This is a genomic window from Bradyrhizobium sp. USDA 4354 (assembly GCF_054060315.1).
The window spans coordinates 4,753,889-4,771,715 of record NZ_JBSSDC010000001.1 but is presented as its reverse complement, the minus strand read 5'-3'; the positions used below and the strand labels follow the sequence as shown (position 1 = coordinate 4,771,715).

At 64.6% G+C, this 17,827-nt stretch carries 14 protein-coding genes and 1 tRNA gene; 3 read left to right on the top strand and 12 right to left on the bottom strand.

Annotated elements, in window-relative coordinates; all coding sequences use genetic code 11:
- Nucleotides 1-41: 41 nt before the first annotated feature.
- From ACVIIV_RS21950 to ACVIIV_RS21940, 3 genes are all read right to left on the bottom strand, one after another.
- Nucleotides 42-118 (bottom strand) — tRNA-Arg (locus ACVIIV_RS21950).
- 151 nt (nucleotides 119-269) lie between these two features.
- On the bottom strand, nucleotides 270-800 hold the full coding sequence (locus ACVIIV_RS21945) for a hypothetical protein (protein WP_456746006.1): 531 nt from the start codon (nucleotides 798-800) through the stop codon (nucleotides 270-272).
- A 160-nt stretch (nucleotides 801-960) separates the two neighbouring features.
- Complete coding sequence (locus ACVIIV_RS21940) at nucleotides 961-1,533, bottom strand: hypothetical protein (RefSeq protein WP_456746005.1); 573 nt, start codon at nucleotides 1,531-1,533, stop codon at nucleotides 961-963.
- A 165-nt stretch (nucleotides 1,534-1,698) separates the two neighbouring features.
- On the opposite strand from ACVIIV_RS21940, the gene ACVIIV_RS21935 reads away from it, so the two are divergent.
- The gene (locus ACVIIV_RS21935; protein WP_200455535.1) at nucleotides 1,699-2,082 is read left to right on the top strand and encodes a VOC family protein; all 384 of its coding nucleotides are present in this window, start codon (nucleotides 1,699-1,701) and stop codon (nucleotides 2,080-2,082) included.
- Nucleotides 2,083-2,142: 60 nt separating this feature from the next.
- On the opposite strand, the gene ACVIIV_RS21930 is transcribed toward ACVIIV_RS21935, so the two are convergent.
- Nucleotides 2,143-2,640, bottom strand: a complete 498-nt coding sequence (locus tag ACVIIV_RS21930) for a hypothetical protein (protein ID WP_456748792.1) — start codon at nucleotides 2,638-2,640, stop codon at nucleotides 2,143-2,145.
- Nucleotides 2,641-2,900: 260 nt separating this feature from the next.
- On the opposite strand from ACVIIV_RS21930, the gene ACVIIV_RS21925 reads away from it, so the two are divergent.
- Nucleotides 2,901-3,254 carry a GrlR family regulatory protein gene (locus tag ACVIIV_RS21925; RefSeq protein WP_456748791.1) on the top strand — a complete coding sequence of 118 codons (354 nt, stop codon included), beginning with the start codon at nucleotides 2,901-2,903 and terminating at the stop codon, nucleotides 3,252-3,254.
- On the opposite strand, the gene ACVIIV_RS21920 is transcribed toward ACVIIV_RS21925, so the two are convergent.
- The 8 genes from ACVIIV_RS21920 to ACVIIV_RS21885 all read right to left on the bottom strand — a co-directional run bounded on the left by ACVIIV_RS21920 (nucleotide 3,255) and on the right by ACVIIV_RS21885 (nucleotide 16,262).
- On the bottom strand, nucleotides 3,255-5,942 hold the full coding sequence (locus ACVIIV_RS21920; RefSeq protein ID WP_456746004.1) for a PAS domain S-box protein: 2,688 nt from the start codon (nucleotides 5,940-5,942) through the stop codon (nucleotides 3,255-3,257).
- Between the two features lie 161 nt (nucleotides 5,943-6,103).
- Entirely contained in the window at nucleotides 6,104-6,901 is a 798-nt protein-coding gene (locus ACVIIV_RS21915) for an NUDIX hydrolase (RefSeq protein WP_456746003.1), read from the bottom strand.
- A gap of 4 nt (nucleotides 6,902-6,905) precedes the next feature.
- Nucleotides 6,906-7,859 carry a dihydrodipicolinate synthase family protein gene (locus tag ACVIIV_RS21910; RefSeq protein ID WP_212376976.1) on the bottom strand — a complete coding sequence of 318 codons (954 nt, stop codon included), beginning with the start codon at nucleotides 7,857-7,859 and terminating at the stop codon, nucleotides 6,906-6,908.
- Between the two features lie 105 nt (nucleotides 7,860-7,964).
- Complete coding sequence (locus ACVIIV_RS21905) at nucleotides 7,965-8,843, bottom strand: SDR family oxidoreductase (RefSeq protein ID WP_456746002.1); 879 nt, start codon at nucleotides 8,841-8,843, stop codon at nucleotides 7,965-7,967.
- Nucleotides 8,844-9,034: 191 nt separating this feature from the next.
- Nucleotides 9,035-9,895, bottom strand: a complete 861-nt coding sequence (locus ACVIIV_RS21900) for a MaoC/PaaZ C-terminal domain-containing protein (protein ID WP_456746001.1) — start codon at nucleotides 9,893-9,895, stop codon at nucleotides 9,035-9,037.
- 340 nt (nucleotides 9,896-10,235) lie between these two features.
- A complete protein-coding gene (locus tag ACVIIV_RS21895; RefSeq protein WP_092192950.1) occupies nucleotides 10,236-10,625 on the bottom strand; it encodes a Zn-ribbon domain-containing OB-fold protein in 390 nt (129 codons plus the stop codon).
- Nucleotides 10,625-11,782, bottom strand: coding sequence for a thiolase domain-containing protein (locus tag ACVIIV_RS21890; RefSeq protein ID WP_456746000.1), 1,158 nt, complete (start codon nucleotides 11,780-11,782; stop codon nucleotides 10,625-10,627). Before ACVIIV_RS21890 ends, ACVIIV_RS21895 begins: the two co-directional genes overlap by 1 nt.
- A gap of 988 nt (nucleotides 11,783-12,770) precedes the next feature.
- Nucleotides 12,771-16,262, bottom strand: coding sequence for an indolepyruvate ferredoxin oxidoreductase family protein (locus ACVIIV_RS21885; RefSeq protein WP_456745999.1), 3,492 nt, complete (start codon nucleotides 16,260-16,262; stop codon nucleotides 12,771-12,773).
- 281 nt (nucleotides 16,263-16,543) lie between these two features.
- On the opposite strand from ACVIIV_RS21885, the gene ACVIIV_RS21880 reads away from it, so the two are divergent.
- Nucleotides 16,544-17,800 carry a cytochrome c gene (locus ACVIIV_RS21880; protein WP_456745998.1) on the top strand — a complete coding sequence of 419 codons (1,257 nt, stop codon included), beginning with the start codon at nucleotides 16,544-16,546 and terminating at the stop codon, nucleotides 17,798-17,800.
- Nucleotides 17,801-17,827: the final 27 nt, after the last annotated feature.

Genomic DNA, 17,827 nt, shown 5'->3' with positions numbered 1-17,827 from the left:
ACGTCAACGCGATTCGGAACAAATCTGGAACAACGGAGGACTGGCGCGCTCGGAAGGATTCGAACCTCCGACCCTCGGAATCGAAATCCGATGCTCTATCCAGCTGAGCTACGAGCGCCCTGGCCCGGGCACCGGGCCACCGAAATTCGCCCGACCGGCGCTGGCGGCGAACCAGCACACCGGACGGCGTTCGGATTGCTTGGAATTAGCAGAGAGGCCGGCCAATAAAAAGCCCTTCCCGCCGCCATCGAGGCGGGTCAAAGACGCTGTCACCAGGTCGTGTTGAAGAGCCCGAAATGCGGCTGCTGTGCCACCATCATCGGCCGGCCATACTGTGGCCCACCATACTGATACTGCGGCGCCGGATGCGCCCTCACGATCTTGCGCTTGGGCTGGGCCCGGGCCGGAGCAGCAGTCGGCCCTTCCTGGGCCTGAACCTTGGCGTCGGTTTTGGCCGCGGCGGTCTCGGCCCTCGGCGCCGGCGTGAACTGGGCGAAGGTCTCGCGCACCCGCGTCTTGGCCGACATCTCGGCGAAAGCCGGCGACAGGCCCTCCTGTACCGGCGGCGGGGTCGCAACAGCGACGGTCTTTACCGCAGGTGCGGCAATCGTCGGCTGGCTGGTGTCGAGCACGACGCGCTCAGGCAGGTGACGATCGGACCGGATTCGGATCAGCGGCTGATCGTTGCTTGCGGTCGCGACGGCTTGCGCTACGGGCGCCGCCGGGAAAACGAGATCCGCCACGAACAGCAGTGCGAGCAAGGCTCCACCGACAAAAATGAAATACCTGAAGATGGGCATTGGCCGCGCTCCGCCCCCCGCATCCCCGCGTGGGCTCTCTCGCCTCAACAGGCGATCTTTCAATTGGTTCCTGGCCCAGCCGTTCGGTTCAAATGGCGATGCATGGTTTTTTGGCCAAGGACCACGAGGGTAACTTTTCCGCTACCGGAACACGTCGCCTTCAAGCGCGGCGTGCCGCAACCAGCGAACATTTTGCCTGATCGGCATTCACGTTAACGAAGCCAACGGGGATACGCGCAAATGTCTTGCGGCTCTTCATGCCGATCGCATCCACCAGCACGCGGCTGCGGTCGGTAAGATGACTGCCGTCGCGCCGTGTAAAGGCGCAGACGATCTCGACATCTTTTACGGCATAATCATTGTCATTTCGCAGCGTAAACGTCACCAGGGCTTTGGAGCCAAGGCCGCCGCGGCGCCAGGTCTGCGATGAAATCCTGAGACCACCGAGTTCTGCTGTGACCGGCACCTGAGCTTCGGACGCCGGCGACGCCACTGCGGACGCACCGCCCGAGGGAGTCGCCTCAACGGCCGCCAGCTCCGGCCGCACCGGCTCAGCACTATTGCCTTTGGAAAGAGGCAGCAGCATCCAGACGCCGCAGCCGGCGATGATTGCCGCCAGCAGCCACAGAAGGCTACGGCCCACCGAAACGCTCGCGATCGTTACAGCCCGCGCCAGTCGTTCGCCGGTCCCGGCGAGGCGCCCCAATCCGATCCGGTCGAGCCTGGGATTCATGGTTGCATCACCGACCGCGGCCGAGCACCATCAACGATGGACTCGGTCACTGCTTACCTTAACCCAGCAGACGAACTAAGGTTCCCGCGCGGTTGCGAGTCGGCGATGACCGACATGGGCCGCGAACATGCACTGCAACATCAAGACCGCGTCGGGAGAACACGAATGCCAGTCGTCACTTGGGATCACGTCCACCTGCGCAGCCCCGATCCGGAGGCCACGGCGGCCTGGCTGCGGGACATCCTTGGGGGCGAGATCGTGCGAGCCCCCGGACGTATCGACGTGAACCTCGGGGGAGCGAGGATCTTCATCGCACCGCTCGAGGGCGACAGCGCCGTCAACCCGCCGCCCCCGCATCCGCATCAGGGTCTCGACCATTTTGGTCTGACGGTGAAGGACATCGACGCCGTCGCCGCCGAGATCAAGGCCAAGGGCGTCACGTTCACGCGCGAGCCGACGACCATCCGGCCGGGCGTGCGCATCTGCTTCATCCGAGGCCCCGAAGGCATCTCCATCGAGCTGCTCGAGCGCGACAAGAAATACACCTGACGTGACGCGGCGTTGGACGATCTCAGGCATCCCGCCGGGGCGACATGACACCCTGTTGGGCTAAGTCATGCTACCGGGCATAAAGCAGCGGATGGTGACGCCCATGTAGCCGTAGATCGGCCAGACCATGGTGCGCCCCACCCGGTTTGGCTCCGAGATCACGGCCTCCTCGGGCACGTCGACCCAGACGAGCTCCTGCTTCTGACCATCGAGCGCGTAGCCATGGCGCGGGATGCGGACGCGATAGTGACCGTCCTTGCTGTCCCAGTCGGAGTCCGAGAGCGCCGAGCCGTCGGCATCGGAGCAGCAAGGCCCCTTGCCGCTGCGCAGACTGTCGAACCATGCCTTCAATTCGGCATTGGTGTTGGCGAACTGCCCGCGGTCGCGCGCGTGCCCAAACGGGGCTGCGAGCGCAATCAAGGCCAAGGCGCATGCCAGCCTTGTCAGGTTTCGATGGCGTATCGCACTGCGGAACCGCCGTTGTTCGCTTTCGCAATTCGTTGGACGCGCACTGTACAGACGCGGCTCATCGCCGCCGGAATCGATCCAGTTGGTCACGTTCGTCTTGCTCCAGCACCCCGCGGCCAGTGCAACAATGATCATGCATTTCGCGGGCCAACTCTGATTTGAAACGGTGGGCCTCGCCTCATCATCAAAGCGTCATGACGGCGTCACGCACAAGCCGGGACGACTACGGCTCGCCGCTGCAGGCTCCCGCGACCGGCCGGCAAACTGCCGCGTTGCGCGAGGGGATGGGCTTTGGCATAAGAGCAGACCGGTTACGCCATTGGGCGATGGCGGCCGGCCTACGGGACGTTATGAAGAACGGCCTCTACTCGATTCACGTGACCCTGCTCGATGGTCGAGTCGGCAAGGGCAGCGGTGTGATTCTCTTCCGCGACGGCAAGATTCTTGGCGGCGATGCCTACCTCTATTACACCGGCAGCTACACGGTGAAAGACAACAGCACCTTCAAAGGCGAGGTGCTGGTGCAACGGCACACGTCGCCTCGGGGCGATGACAATCCGCTGTTCGGTGGCCCTGCCCCAGTCGGCATCGGCGTCAGCGGCACCTACACGGATACGCGCGCGGAGATGACGGGCACAGCGCTGGTCGGCAAGGCCAGCCTGATTTTCGGTGCCACCCTGCATAAGCTCGCAGAGGTCGATTAGCTATTCTGCAGCCTGCTCGAGCGGCGCCACGCGCGGCAGGATGATCTGGATACGGGTGCCGCCGCCCGGTTCGGAATCCAGATCGAGCCGGCCGCCGAGCCGGTTGGTGACGATGCTGTAGACGATGTGCAGTCCGAGGCCGGTGCCGCCCTGATCGCGCCGTGTCGTGAAGAACGGATCGAAGGCACGGCGGCGGACGTCGAGCGACATGCCGCAGCCATTGTCAGAGAAGATGATCTCGACATTGTCCTTGCCGGACTCGCGCACCTGGATCTCGATGGTCCCCGGCCGGCCATCCGGGAAGGCGTGCGCCACCGAGTTGAGAAACAGGTTGGTCAGCACCTGGCCGTACGGGCCGGGATAGCTGTTCATGGTCAGATCCGGCTGGCACTCGACGTTGAGCGTCAGGTTGTGCTTGCGCAGGCCCGGCCGCAAGCTCATCACCACCTGCTCGGTGAGGTCGCCGAGATCGAAAGTACGCTGATCCGAATAATTGCGGTCGGCGGCGACCTGCTTGAACGACTGGATCAGCTCGGCGGCGCGGTTGAGATTGGAGACGAGCTGCGAAGACGCATCGCGACTCGTGCTGAGGAAGTCGTTGAGCGTGGAGCGGCGCAGCTCGCCGCGCTCGACCTCGGCGGTGAACATCGCGGTCTTGCGCTCCAGCGCGGAGGCGACCGTGAGGCTGATGCCGACGGGATTGTTGACCTCGTGGGCGACACCGGCGACCAGGCGCCCGAGCGCTGCGAGCTTCTCCGCCTCGATCAGCGAGGCCTGGGTCTCGCGCAGATTGCGCAGCGCGGTCTCGGCGGCTTCCTTGGCCTTGCGCATCTCCTGCTCGCCGCGCTTGCGCTCGCCGATGTCGAGCGCCACCGTGACGATCCGCTCGATCTCGCCTTCGGCATCGAGCAGGGGCAGCTTGTTGACCAGCCATTGCCGCATGTTGCCGGAGGCGTCCTGATACTCCTCCTCGTAGAAGCCGAGACCTTTTCGAAGCTTGAGCACCCGCTTGTCGCTCTCGTCGGACTTGGCCGCGCCGTAGCGCGACATCAGGTCGCCCGTGGTGCGGCCGAGCGCATCGCCGGGCTCGATGCCAAAGATGCCGGCCATGTAGCGGTTCATCAGCACGTAGCGCAGATTGCGGTCCTTGACGTTGATCACCGCGGGCACGGTGTCGATGACCTGCTGGAGCAGGCGCCGGCCTTCGGCGATGGCCTCTTCCGCCCGCTTCTGGTCGGTGATGTCGCGCAGCGTACCCTCGTAGCGGACGATGTTGCCCTGCTCGTCCCGCACGCCCGTCGCACTGTCGGAGAGCCAGAGGATGTTGCCGCTGCGCTGGCGCACCTGATACTCGAACTCGCGCACTATGCCGTCGCGCGCCATCAGCCGCTGGTATTCGGCGCGCGCCTCGGGATGGACATAGATCGTGTGGGCGATGTCGTTGATGCTGTCGATGAGGTGCTGCGGGCTGTCATAGCCCATCATCCGCGCCAGCGCCGGATTGGCGTTGAGGAGGTCACCGGCCGGCGTCGTCACATAGATGCCGTCGACCGAGCCCTCGAACAGTTTTCGGTAGCTCTCCTCGGCGAGGCGTTGCTCGGTGAGCGCGCGCACCGCCGCCTCGCGCGCCGTGTCGGCCTCCTCCAGCGCGCGGCGGAACACTTCGGCGGCGCGGGCGATGTCGCCGATCTCGTTGTCGAGATCGGCGGACGGAATCGACGTGTCTTTCCGGCCGGCCGCAAGCGCGCGAATGGATCGCGCGATCTGGGCGAGCGGACGCACCGTCCTGCGCACCACGAACAACGCAGCGCCGATGCCGATCAGCACGCCCACCGTACCGAGCACGATGCTCTGCCATCGCGCCTCCGTCAGCGTGCGGGCAAAATCGCGCGACAGCACGTGCCCGCGGCGGGAGCTGACCTCGCGCAACAATTCGGTGACGCGACCGATCAGCCGTCCCTCGGTGCCGAGCACCTCGCGGTCGATGTCGGCGATCTGACGCTCGCGGACGGCGACCGCCATGATCGCCTCGGCATAGTCATTAACCGCCACCTTGAGCTTGGGATCGATGATATCCATCGCACGCATACTCTGTGCGGCCTGCTCGGCCGCCGACGGGTTACGCGCGAGCAATCCGAGCGCGATTCGGCTCTGCGCCTCGGACAGGCGCGACGCCAGTTCGCGGTCGGCGGTGCCCGCAACGGCTGCATCGAATTGCTCGCGTAGCGGCGGCAGGCCGGCGAGCAGCTGGGCGCGGCGGTCGATCAGGGTGGAGATCCGTTCGAGGCCGGTGCGATAGGTCGCAAGCCGCTCGGTGACCCCGTCGAGCATATCCTGCTGCTCGGGCGCGAGCTCGATGCGGGTCTTCTTCAGGATGTCACTCAGGGTCGAGGCCGCCTCGCCCACCTGCTGGAACTGGATGCCGGCGCCGGGGTCTGTCACGAAGTCGCGTGCGGCGAGGCGCAACTCGTTCATGCGGCGATCGATATCCTCGGCGAGGTCTCCGACGCTCTGCAGCCGCTGCAGCTCGGCGAAAGTCGTGTCGATGTGCCGGATCGCGATCACGCTCGCGGTCGAGGTGACGATGATCACCGCCAGCACCAACAGAAAGCTGCCGAAGGTGAGCTGGCCGATGGAGAGCGAGAATGTTCGCCTTTTCTCAGGGGGCGGCGTCAATTCGGCGGACATTGGTGGTTTGGGGACCGGGCTGCTGGAGACCCAATATACGACGTATTGCCGCCCGGGGGGAACATGCCGCGGGACGCGGAATATCCTTAATATTGGGGACTGCCGCCCCTCCTCCGTCTCGGACTATGCGCTTTCCACGCTTGTCCGCCGCCAGGCCGGGATTAGCCGACTGCACCGACCTCGAACACCTCGCCGTCATAGCCGGCCTCGCGGGGGATGCGGAGCTGGCGGCCGGTTTCGGTTTTGGTCATCACCGGCATCACGGTGACGATCGACAGGCCGCGGGCGTGCTCCAGCGCCGCCCCCACGCTGCCCTGCTTGGCGAGCCTGATCAGGTTGCGCGTGGTCGGGAACGGCAGCTTGAAGCGGCCGCTCTCGCCGCCCTCCACCGCCTCGCGCGGCGAGACCCAGATCGAATCGGTGGACTCCCGCCCGTCATGGGCGCCGAGCTGGTCCGGCGGTGCGGCGGCCAGGAAGAACCAGGTGTCGAACCGCTTCGGCATGCCCTCCGGCGTGATCCAGTGCGCGTAGGGCACGAGCGTGTCGAGCGCGAGCTGGAGATCGTTGTCAGCCAGAATGTCGAGGAAGCTGATCTTGTGCTCGTTCAGCGCAACGCGGTGCGCGTCGGCGATCTCGCCGGCACGCCTGGCGTCGACCGGCGCGCCCGTCTCCTTCGACCGCGCCAGCAGGATGCCGCTTTCCTCAAAGGTCTCGCGGATCGCGGCGATCCGAAAGCCGCGGTCCGCTTCGCTCAATCCTTCGCCGCCCGAATAGAGATCGGAGCGGGCGACGATCTCCTTGTCGCCGGTATCGACGCTGCCGCCGGGAAACACCAGCGCGCCCGAGTTGAACTCGATCTGATGATGGCGGACCATCATGAAGACCTCGATTTCCTGTGCTGCGCTATCGCGAAGCAGGAGGATCGTCGATGCCGGGCGTGATGCTGACGTCTCGGCCATGCAACTAACCTGCGGCACTGGATTGCGGGCCGAGATTGGCGCGCTTGTCGACACGGGCGACGCGCGACAGCAGGTACTCGACCTCGGCCTTCGCCGCCGCGGTGATGGTCGCGCCCGGCTTGCGCTGGGCGCTGGAGGCGATGACGCCGCGCTTCTGCAGCACGTATTTGCGCACGGCAAGGCCGGCGCCGGGCTGCTGCTCGTAGCGGATCAGCGGCAGATGCGCATCGAACAGATCATGCGCAGCATCGCGCTTGCCTTGCTTCGACAGGCGCACGACGTCGATCAGAAGCTCGGGGAAGGCGTAACCGGTCATGGCGCCGTCGGCGCCGCGCTCCATCTCGAAATCCAAAAAGAGCCCGCCATTGCCGCAGAGGATCGAGAGCGGCCGCAGCGAGCCGTCTTTCTGGAAGTTGCGCAGCGCCGAGATCTTCTCCAGGCCCGGCCAGTCCTCGTGCTTGAGCATCACGCAGTTCGGATTGTCCATGACGATCTTGCGGATCACGGCAGGCGTGAACACCACCGACAGCGTCAGCGGATAATCCTGGAGCACCCAGGGCACGTCGGGGCCGATCGCCTCGGCCGCCTGCTTGAAATAGCCGACGATCTGGTCGTCGGTGCGAAGCGAGGGCGGCGGTGCGATCATCACGCCGGCCGCGCCCGCATCCATCGAGGCCTTCGCCAGCGAGCGCATGGTGGCAAAGCCCGGCGCGGAGACGCCGACGATCACCTGCATCTTCTTGGCGCGCTTGACGAAGCGCACCGCCACCTGCTCGGCCTCGGCGGCATCGAGCTTGGGGGCCTCGCCCATGATGCCGAGCACCGTGACGCCGTCGCAGCCGACCTCCTCGTAGAAGTCGGTCAGGCGGTCGATCGAGCGCTCGTCGATCCGGCCGTCGTCGTGGAACGGCGTCGGCGCGATTGCGAAGGTGCCCTTGGCGTCGGCGGTGAGTTTCATCTAGCCTCTCTCTTTCTCCGTCATTCCGGGGCGCGCGCAGCGCGAACCCGGAATCTCGAGGTTCCGGGTTCGATGCTTTGCATCGCCCCGGAACGACAACAATGGTTAAAACCGCCGCGCCGACTTCATGATCTCCTTCTCGGAGAAGAAGATCTCCTTGGCGTGATCGACGATGTCCTGGGCGTTCCAGCCCGAGTGCGGTGGTTTCCAGCCTTCCATTTCCATCATCCGCATTTCGCGCACGCCGCGGGGCCCGGACACGCCCAGCACCTTGCCGGTCTGGTCGCCCGACAAATCGCTGACCATGTATAGCACGGCCGGCGCGATACCGTCCGGCCCCAGCGCCGCCGAGGGGTTCTCCTTATAGCGGGGCAGGTCTGCGGTCATGCGGGTCAGGGCACCCGGCGCCAGCGTCCAGATCCGGATGTTGTACTTCCGGCCCTCGATCGCCAGCACATTGGACAGGCCCCAGATGCCGCCCTTGGCTGCGCCGTAGTTGGTCTGGCCGAAATTGCCGATCAGGCCCGAGGTCGAGGAGGTATTGACGATAACGCCCCCGCCGTTTTCCCGCATCCAGCGAAATACCGGCAGGGTGCAACAAAAGGTACCCTTCAGATGGACCTTGATGACCTTGTCCCAATCGGATTCGGACGCCTTGTGAAAGGTCTGGTCGCGCAAAATGCCGGCATTGTTGACGAGGATGTCGGCGCGGCCAAAATGCTTGATGGCATCGTCGAACACCGACTGGCCGCCCTCCATGGTGGAGATATCGGCGCCGTTGGCGACCGCCTTGCCGCCTTCAGCCTTGATCGCGTCCACCACCTTTTGGGCCATCGAGGTGTCGGCGCCGGAGCCGTCACGTGGCCCGCCGAGATCGTTGACGACGATCGAGGCCCCTTCCCGCGCGAACAGCTTTGCATAGGCCTCACCGAGTCCGCCGCCCGCGCCGGTGATCAGCGCAACCTTGCCGTCGAGCAGTCCCATGGTGGCTTCTCCCTGTTTTTTTGTTTCTGTTTCTTTCTTACCTCGCCCCGCTTGCGGGGAGAGGTCGGATCGCCTTTGCGATCCGGGTGAGGGGGTACAGGTCTCAATACCGTCGCAAGTCGTCGAGACAGCCCCTCACCCCACCCTCTCCCCGTAAGAACGGGGTGAGGAAGTGAAACGCCGGTGCCCCTCTAACCCAGCACCGTCTTGCCGTTCTTGATCACGGTGACGCCGCGCGACTTCACCTTGGCTTCGAATGAGATCACGTTGCCGTCCTTCCAGAGATCCATGGTCACGGTCTCGCCGGGATACACTGGCGAAGAGAACCGCGCGACGTGCTGGCGAAAGGCGCTCGCGTCGTAGTCGGCATAGGTCTGGAGCACGCCGCGGCAGGTGATGCCGTAGGTGCACATGCCGTGCAGGATCGGGCGTGGGAAGCCGGCCTTCTTGGCGAACTCGGGATCGGAGTGCAACGGGTTGCGGTCACCGCAGAGGCGGTAGACCAGCGCCTGGTCGGGACGCGTGGTGATGTCGATGGTCTTGTCGGGCGAACGCGAGGGGATCTTGTGCGGATCGGGCTGGGTCAGGTTCGGCCCGCCAAAGCCGCCGTCACCGCGGGCAAAGCGCGAGGCGACCAGCGTTGCCAGCTTCTCGCCCTTCTCGTTCTTGAGCACGGTTTGATGAACAATGACGACGCCCTTGTCCTTGCCCTTGTCGTAGACCTCGAGCACGGAGGAGTCGGCGGTGATGTGCGCGGCCACCGGCAGCGGCTGGTGGAAGGTGATGTCGCGCTCGCCGTCCACCACCATCACGCGGTTGAGGTTCATCTCACCCGGGCCCGAGCCCCAGGCGGCGACGGACGCAAACGTCGGCACCACCTTCAGCGGCCGCGGGGTCAGCGTGCCCTCGTTGACGAAGGCGAGCTCCTTCTCGTCCATGGGATCGGCGCCGAGGCCGATGCCGTAGGCGTAGAGCATCACCTCGCGGTCGGTGTAGGCATATTTCTGCCCGATGTTTTTGAGGGCTTTGAGCTCTTCGTATCTGGCGGACATTCTGGTTTCCTCTCCGGCATACTTCACAGCGAGCACCGGCGCTCGTTAATGTGCCCTCTCCCCTTGTGGGAAAGGGCTACTCCGCCGGAGCAACAAACTCGCTTGGGTGAGGGGTTGCCTCCTCAGCAAAAGCCTCTCTGCGGAGCGATACCCCTCATCCGGCGCCAAAGCCGCAGCTTCGCTTCGGCGTCTCTTAGGACGGCCGCCAGAGGCGGCCTATGCCACCTTCTCCCACAACGGGAGAAGGAAGAATTCGTAGGATCGGTAGAGCGCAGCGAAACCCATCCTTGTTCGCGCCGGTGGGTTTCGCTTCGCTCTACCCACCCTTCGCAGCGTCGTCCTAGACAGGCGTGAAGAACGGCAGCGGGGCGCCGTCGGTCGGCTTGAACACCACCTTCACCTTCTGGCCGATCTTGAGCTTCTCGAGATCGCAGTCGACGAAGTTGGTCTGCACCGACGGCCCCTCCTTCAGTGTTACGTAGCCGATCGCGTAAGGCCCGGTCGGCGACTTCCGCATCAGGCTCCAGGTGTAGATCGTGCCCTCGCCCGACGCTTCCTCCCACACCGTCTTGTCGGAGTAGCAGAACGGGCAGATCGAGCGCGGGAAGTAATGCGCCTCGCCGCACGCCGTGCAGCGCTTGATCATGAACTTGCCCTGCTTGGCCGCGTCCCAGAACGCGGCGGTCTCGGGGTTCGTGACCGGGGCCGGATACTTTTTTGCTTCACTCATCACACGCGCTCCAGAATGGCAGTCGAGGCAGCGTGGCGAACACCCAAAAGGCCGCCGGTGCCGTGGGCGATGGCGAGATCGCAGTTCTTGACCTGCACTTTCGGATGCGCCTCGCCGCGCAGCTGCCGGACTGCCTCGAGGATCTTGGTCATGCCGCCGCGGTTGACGGGATGGTTGCTGCACAGGCCGCCGCCATCGGTGTTGAACGGCAGCTTGCCGACGCCCGAGATCAAATTGCCGTCGGCGACAAACTTGCCGCCCTCGCCCTTCTTGCAGAAGCCGAGGTCTTCCAGCTGCATCAAGACGGTGATGGTGAAGCTGTCATAGATCGAGGCGTATTTGATGTCTTTCGGCGTGATGCCGGCTTCCTCGAACGCACGCGGGCCGGACCAGACGCCGGCGGAGTAAGTGAGGTCGAGATCCTTGCCGCCGCGCGGGCCCTTCATCGCCTCGCCATGGCCGATCAGGCGCACGAGAGGCTTCTTCAGGCTCCTCGCGATCTCTGGCGTCGTTACGATCAGCGCACCGCCGCCGTCGGAGACGACGCAGCAATCCATGCGATGCAGGGGATCGGAGATCATCGGCGAGTTCAGGACGTCCTCGACGGTGACGACGTCCTTCAGCATCGCATGCGGATTGTACTGCGCGTGATGCGAGGCCGCGACCTTGATCCAGGCGAGCTGCTCAGAGGTGGTGCCGTAGTCGTGCATGTGACGCATGGCACACATGCCATAGGCATTGTGCGTGGTCGCGCCATAAGCGGACTCGAAATCGACCTCGGCGCCGGCCGCGCGCGGCGGCATGGCGCCAGTGCGCGGCTTGCCGGCGAGCGTAACAAGCGCGATCGAGCACTTGCCCGCCGCGATCGCCTCGGCGGCATGACCGAGATGGATGATGTAGGAACAACCGCCGGTCTCGGTCGAATCGACGTGGCGCAGCTTCTTGGTGTTCAGGCCAAGATAGTCGACCATCGGCCAGGCGCCGCCCGGGGCATCGCCCGCGCAGAAATAGCCGTCGACATCGTCCTTGCTGATCCCGGCATCCTCGATCGCGCCCTTGGCGACCTCGGCATGGAGCTGGGCGGTGGATTTGTCCGGCGCATGCCGGGTCGGGTGTTCGTAGATCCCGGCAATGTAGGCCTTGCCCTTGATGGTCAAACTTCAGGTCTCCGCTCGCGTTTCTTCTTGGCTCTTTTTTCTGAACCGCAGTGGCCTGATTGGCAAGCGCGGAAATATTCCGCCCCGCGAGAGGGCAGCGGGTTGGCGCAAGTGGGGCACCCAAAGCCGGGCCACAGATAGGAAGCGACCCTGCCCGCCGCGTCGTCATTGCGAGGAGCCCTTGCGACGAAGCAATCCAGAGTCCCTCCGCGGAAGGATTCTGGATTGCTTCGCTCCGCTCGCAATGACGGAGTTCGTGGGCACTGACAGCGCTGTTTCAACTCAAAACTCGCTCGCAGACACACGCCCGCATCCTCGCGGCGCGTTTCGCCCGAGTTTTGCTCCCGTCTTGCTCCCCCTCCAAACAGAGGGCGCAGGGAAGACCGGGTGCCGGCCGGGCACCCACGGTCCGCTGTGCGCGAATTGCGCGAAGAACAGATGCACAGCGGCATACAGGTGAAGCCAAACATCCGGCCTTCCCTGCGCAGTGGCTTTACGGCTTATGTCGTGCTCTCCCCGGGGAGCGATGCACTATTGCCCCCGTCGCCTTGCGAGCGATCGCAAGACTTGACGCACAGACCCCGGGCGTCAGGACCACACGATTTTGCCGTACGTGAGACCGCGCCCGTCGTGCACGAGACAATCGCCCGCGCGACGCAGCCCGCGTCCACCGCCGCTCACCCCGCGTTTCGTGACGATCGCGATACGCCCCTCTGACTGGGATGAGGTGGCGGATGGATACGACAATTCCGAATTTCGGTAAAGTGGAATGTTTTGCGTGTGCGGATTGACCCATCGCATGGGTGTTTTGCCCGACGGCAACGCAAGGATTGGTGTCGTAGGGTGGGTTAGCCGCGCGGATTGCGCAAAGCGCAAACCGCCCGGCGTAACCCACCACGCTTCCGCGAAAATGGATAGAAGTTGGTGGGTTACGCCTTGCAACTGCGCTTGCGCGCAGCCGCAAAGCTAACCCACCCTACGACGATCCCTACTCCGCCGCGATCTGCCGTGGCGCCGGCGGCGGGTTGGCCAAATCGGCGGCGAGCTGGGCGTAGCGGGCCTTGGCGTCGGCCACTGCCTTCTCCTTCACCGGGCCGTAGCCGCGGATGCGGTCGGGCAGTGAGAGCAGTTCGACCGCGGTGTCGATCGTGACCGGCGACAGCAGGCCGAGCACGGTGGCGACGTCCTTTTCATAGCCGGCGATCAGGTCGCGTTCTAGCTTGCGATCGGCGCTGCGGCCGAAGATGTCGAAGGGCGTGCCGCGGAGGAACTTGAATTTTGCCAGCACGCGGAAGATGTTCAGCATCCACGGGCCGAAGGCGCGCTTCTTGGGACGTCCGAGCGCATCGACACCGTTGCTGAGGATCGGCGGGGCGAGATTGAAGTTGAACTTGAAGTCGCCCTCGAACTGGTCGCGGAGCTGCTGCTCGAAGGCGCCATCGGTATAGAGGCGCGCGACCTCGTACTCGTCCTTGTAGGCCAGCAGCTTGGCGTAGTTCACCGCGACGGCGCGCGGCAGCGCATCGCCATACCCGCCCTTCACTGCGGCGTCGCGGACCTGATCGACCAGCTTGCGATAGCGCTTGGTGAGACGGGTGTTCTGGTAGGCGGTGAGATGCTTGGCACGATGCTCGATGACCTCGTCCAGCGTCATCGCATCCAGGGTCTTCGGCGCAACCACCTCGTCGGTCCCCTTCAGCATGTCGGCGAGACGCTTGGGATCGGCGACCGCGAGACGGCCGAGGCGGAAGGCTTCCTTGTTCATCTTGATCGAGACGCCGTTGACCTCGATCGCCTGCTCGATTGCTTCCGCGGATAGCGGCAAGAGACCCTTCTGATAGGCATAGCCCATCATCATCATGTTGGTGGCGATGGCATCGCCGAGCAGTTGCTCGGCCGGCTTGGTGAAGTCGAAGAACACGGAGTCCTTGTGCAGCGCCGTCTCCAGCACCGCATTCAGCTTGCGGGTCTGGAAGTTGAAATCGCGGTTGAGGATGAAGTCGGCGGTGGGAATGACGTGGCTGTTGATGATGCCCCGGGTACGGCCGGAGTCGCAGAGCGAGATGGTATCCTTGGCGACCGCGACCACCTCGTCCGCGGCGAGCACGAGATCGGCCGTGCCGGTGACGATGCGCGAGCAGGTCACCTCAGCCGGATGATCGGACAGGCGGACATGGCTGAGCACCGCCCCGCCCTTTTGCGCCAGGCCCGACATGTCCAAAATCATCGAGGCCTTGCCCTCGATATGCGCAGCCATGCCGAGCAGTGCGCCGATGGTGAGCACGCCGGTGCCGCCGACGCCGCCGACAGCGATGTTATAGGGCTTGTCGAGCGCCGGGCGTGATGCGGGCTCAGGCAGCTCGCCGATATCAGCGAGTTCGCCAGGTGCGCGCTGGCGCGGCGCGCCGCCGTCGATAGTGACGAAAGACGGGCAGAAGCCCTTGAGGCAGGAATAGTCCTTGTTGCAGGATGACTGGTTGATGGCGCGCTTGCGGCCGAACTCGGTCTCCAGCGGCTCGACCGAGATGCAGTTCGACTGCACCGAGCAGTCGCCGCAGCCTTCGCAGACGGCGGGGTTGATCATGACACGGCGTGCCGGATCCTCCATCAGACCGCGCTTGCGGCGACGGCGCTTCTCGGCGGCACAGGTCTGCACGAACACGATCGCCGAGGTGCCCTTGTATTCGCGACACATCTTCATGACGTTCTGGAGCTCGTCGCGGTGATATTTCTTCACGCCCGGCGCGATGGTATCAGCCGGATAAGCGTCCGGATTTTCCGAGACGAGATAAATCTCGCTGATGCCCTCGGCATGAAGCTGGGCCATGATCTTCTGCGGCGAGAGATCGCCGTCATGGCGCTGGCCGCCGGTCATGGCGACGGCGTCGTTGTAGAGGATCTTGTAGGTGATGTTGGCCTTGGAGGCGACCGCCTGCCGGATCGCCAGGATGCCGGAGTGGAAATAAGTGCCGTCGCCGAGATTGGCGAAGATGTGGTTCTCGTTGGTGAAGGGTGCGATGCCGACCCACGGCACGCCCTCGCCGCCCATATGCGTGAACGTTTCGGTCGAGCGGTCCATCCACAGCGCCATGAAGTGGCAGCCGATGCCGGCAAGCGCACGGCTGCCTTCGGGGACCTTGGTCGAGGTGTTGTGGGGACAGCCAGAGCAGAAATACGGGGTGCGGGAGACGGGTGCGACCGCCTGCATCTGGGTCGCCTGGCGGCCGTTGAACCAGTCGGCCTTGACGCGGAGCATCTCCGCGATCTCGGGATTGAGATTAAGTCGAAGCAGGCGCTCGGTCAGCGAGGTCGCGAGCGAGGCGACGCTGAGCTCGGCGGCGAAGGTCAGGAAGCGCTTGTCGTGCTCGTCCATCTTGCCGACGATGCGCGGGCGGACGTCGTCGCGCCAGTTGAACAGCTCCTGCTTGACCTGGTTCTCGACGATCTCGCGGCGTTCCTCGACGATGAAGATCTCCTCGAGCCCCACGGCGAAGTTGCGCACGCCCTCCGGCTCCAGCGGCCAGGGCATGCCGATCTTGTAGAGGCGGAGCCCGATCTTGGCGGCGACCTCCTCGGTGATCCCGAGCTCGCGCAACGCCTGCCGCACGTCCTCGTAGCTCTTGCCCGACGCCATGATGCCGAAGCGGGCGTTCGGCGAGTCCATCGTGACGCGATTGACCTTGTTGGCGCGGGCAAAGGCGATCGCGGCAAAGCCCTTGTAGTCCTGCAGGCGGCGGTCCTGCTCGAAGCGGTCGTCGGGCCAGCGCAGGTTGAGGCCGCCGGGCGGCAGCTCGAAATCGGCGGGGATGATGAAGGGCTTCATCTCGTCGGTGAGGTCGATCTCGGCGGTGGTCTCCACCGTCTCCGTGATCACCTTCATGCCGACCCAGCAGCCGGAATAGCGCGACATCGCGATGCCGAGCAGGCCCATCTCGATCATCTCGTGGATGCTCGAGGGATAGAGATAGGGCATCAGCGCCGAGATGAAGGCGTGGTCGGACTGATGCGGGACGGTGGAGGATTTCGCGCCGTGGTCGTCGCCGGCAAGGCACAGCACGCCGCCGTTCTTGGCGGAGCCCGCGGCATTGCCATGGCGGAACACGTCGCCGCAGCGGTCGACGCCGGGACCCTTGCCGTACCATATGCCGACCACGCCGTCGTACTTGGCGCCGGGCGAGAGGTTGAGCTGCTGCGAGCCCCAGACGGCGGTTGCGGCGAGGTCCTCGTTCACGCCGGGCTGGAACTTGATGTTGTATTGCTCGAGGTGTTTTCGCGCCGCGAAGAGCTGCTGGTCGTAGCCGCCGAGCGGCGAGCCGCGGTAGCCGGAGATGAAGCCCGCGGTGTTGAGGCCATTGGCGCGGTCGCGCCGGATCTGGGCCATGGGCAAGCGGACCAGGGCCTGGATGCCCGTGGTGAAGACGTGCCCTGTTTCCTGGGTGTATTTTTGATCGAGACTGATCGGACCCTGGTTGATGCCCATGCTGTCCTCGTTTCGCCCTGTTCAGGTCTTGCTGACTTAAGCCGTTGCCTCCCCGTTGTTTTTAGCTAGGGCGCGCCGACCACCTCCGCCACTTTATGTCGGATATTTCACGATCCGCATCACAAATCTGGACCAAAGCGAGCGCCGGGTAAAAATCGCAATTTCGTGGCCTGAAACACGCTGCGGGTTTTCAATTTGTGTCACCATACCCCTGCCGTCGCGAAATGAATTGACGCTCCCTTCACGCGGGTGAGGTCGATTGGTCGCAGGAGAGGCTTTCGATGCGGACGATTCTGGCTGGCCTGGCTCTTGCGGGTTGGGCGTTGTGCAGTGCGGTTGCAAGTACGGTCACAAGCGCGGCCCGTGCCGCCGAACCATCGCCGGAGCTGATCGCCTATGGCAAGGCGCTGGCCGAGGCCGGCGACTGTGCGGGCTGCCACACCGCCGATCCGGCAAAGCCGTTCGCGGGCGGCAAGCGCATCGACACGCCCTTCGGCGCGATCTATGCCCCGAACCTGACGCCCGACCGCGACACCGGCATCGGCGCCTGGACAGACGCCGACTTCACCCGCGCGCTGCGCTATGGCATCGCACCTGATGGTTCGAACTATTACCCGGCATTTCCCTATCCCTATTTCACGCGGATGACGAAAGACGACACGCTGGCGATCCGGGCCTATCTCGGCACGCTTCCACCCGTCACCCGCCGCAACAAGCCGCCCGAGCTGCGTTGGCCGTTCGGCTATCGCGGCCTGATGCGGCTCTGGAATGCGATGTACTTCAAGCCGGGCCTGTTCGAGCCGGACCAGAGCAAGAGCGCGGCCTGGAACAGAGGCGGCTATCTCGTCACCGGGCTGGGTCATTGCGGCGCCTGCCACACGCCCAAGAACTATTTCGGCGCCGACAGGGACGCGCAGGCGCTATCCGGCAATGAGGTCGGCGGCTGGTTCGCGCCGCGGCTCGATGGCGCCGCGCGCACCGGGCTGAAATCGTGGAGCGAGGGGGACATCACGGAGTATCTGCAAAGCGGGCGCAACGCCAGGAGCCACGCCGGCGGGCCGATGGCGGAGGTCGTCGTCAGCTCGACCGCGAAAATGAGCGATGCCGATGTACGTGCGATCGCACTGTATCTGAAGAGCCTGCCGCCGGCGCGGCGCGAGACGATCGTCACGCCACCTGGCGAAGCCGAGATGAAGGCCGGCCAGGCGGTCTACGCAAAACTCTGCGTCGCCTGCCACGAGGCCGACGGCTCCGGCGCCCCGCGCATCTACCCGCCGCTGCCAGGCAATGCGCTGCTGCAATCGATCAATCCGTCCTCCACCTTGCGCATCATCCTCGACGGCGCCCACACCGTGACGACGGCGCGCGCACCCAACACCGGCGAGATGCCGGGCTATGCCAAGCAATTGTCCGACGGCGAGATCGCCGCGGTGACGAATTACATCCGCAATTCCTGGGGCAATGCGGGCCCACTGGTGACGCCGGCCCAGGTGGCGAAGGCAAGGAAGCGAGAGGCGAATGGGGGGAATAGTGAGTAGCGAATGGCCTGGAACTATTCGCTATTC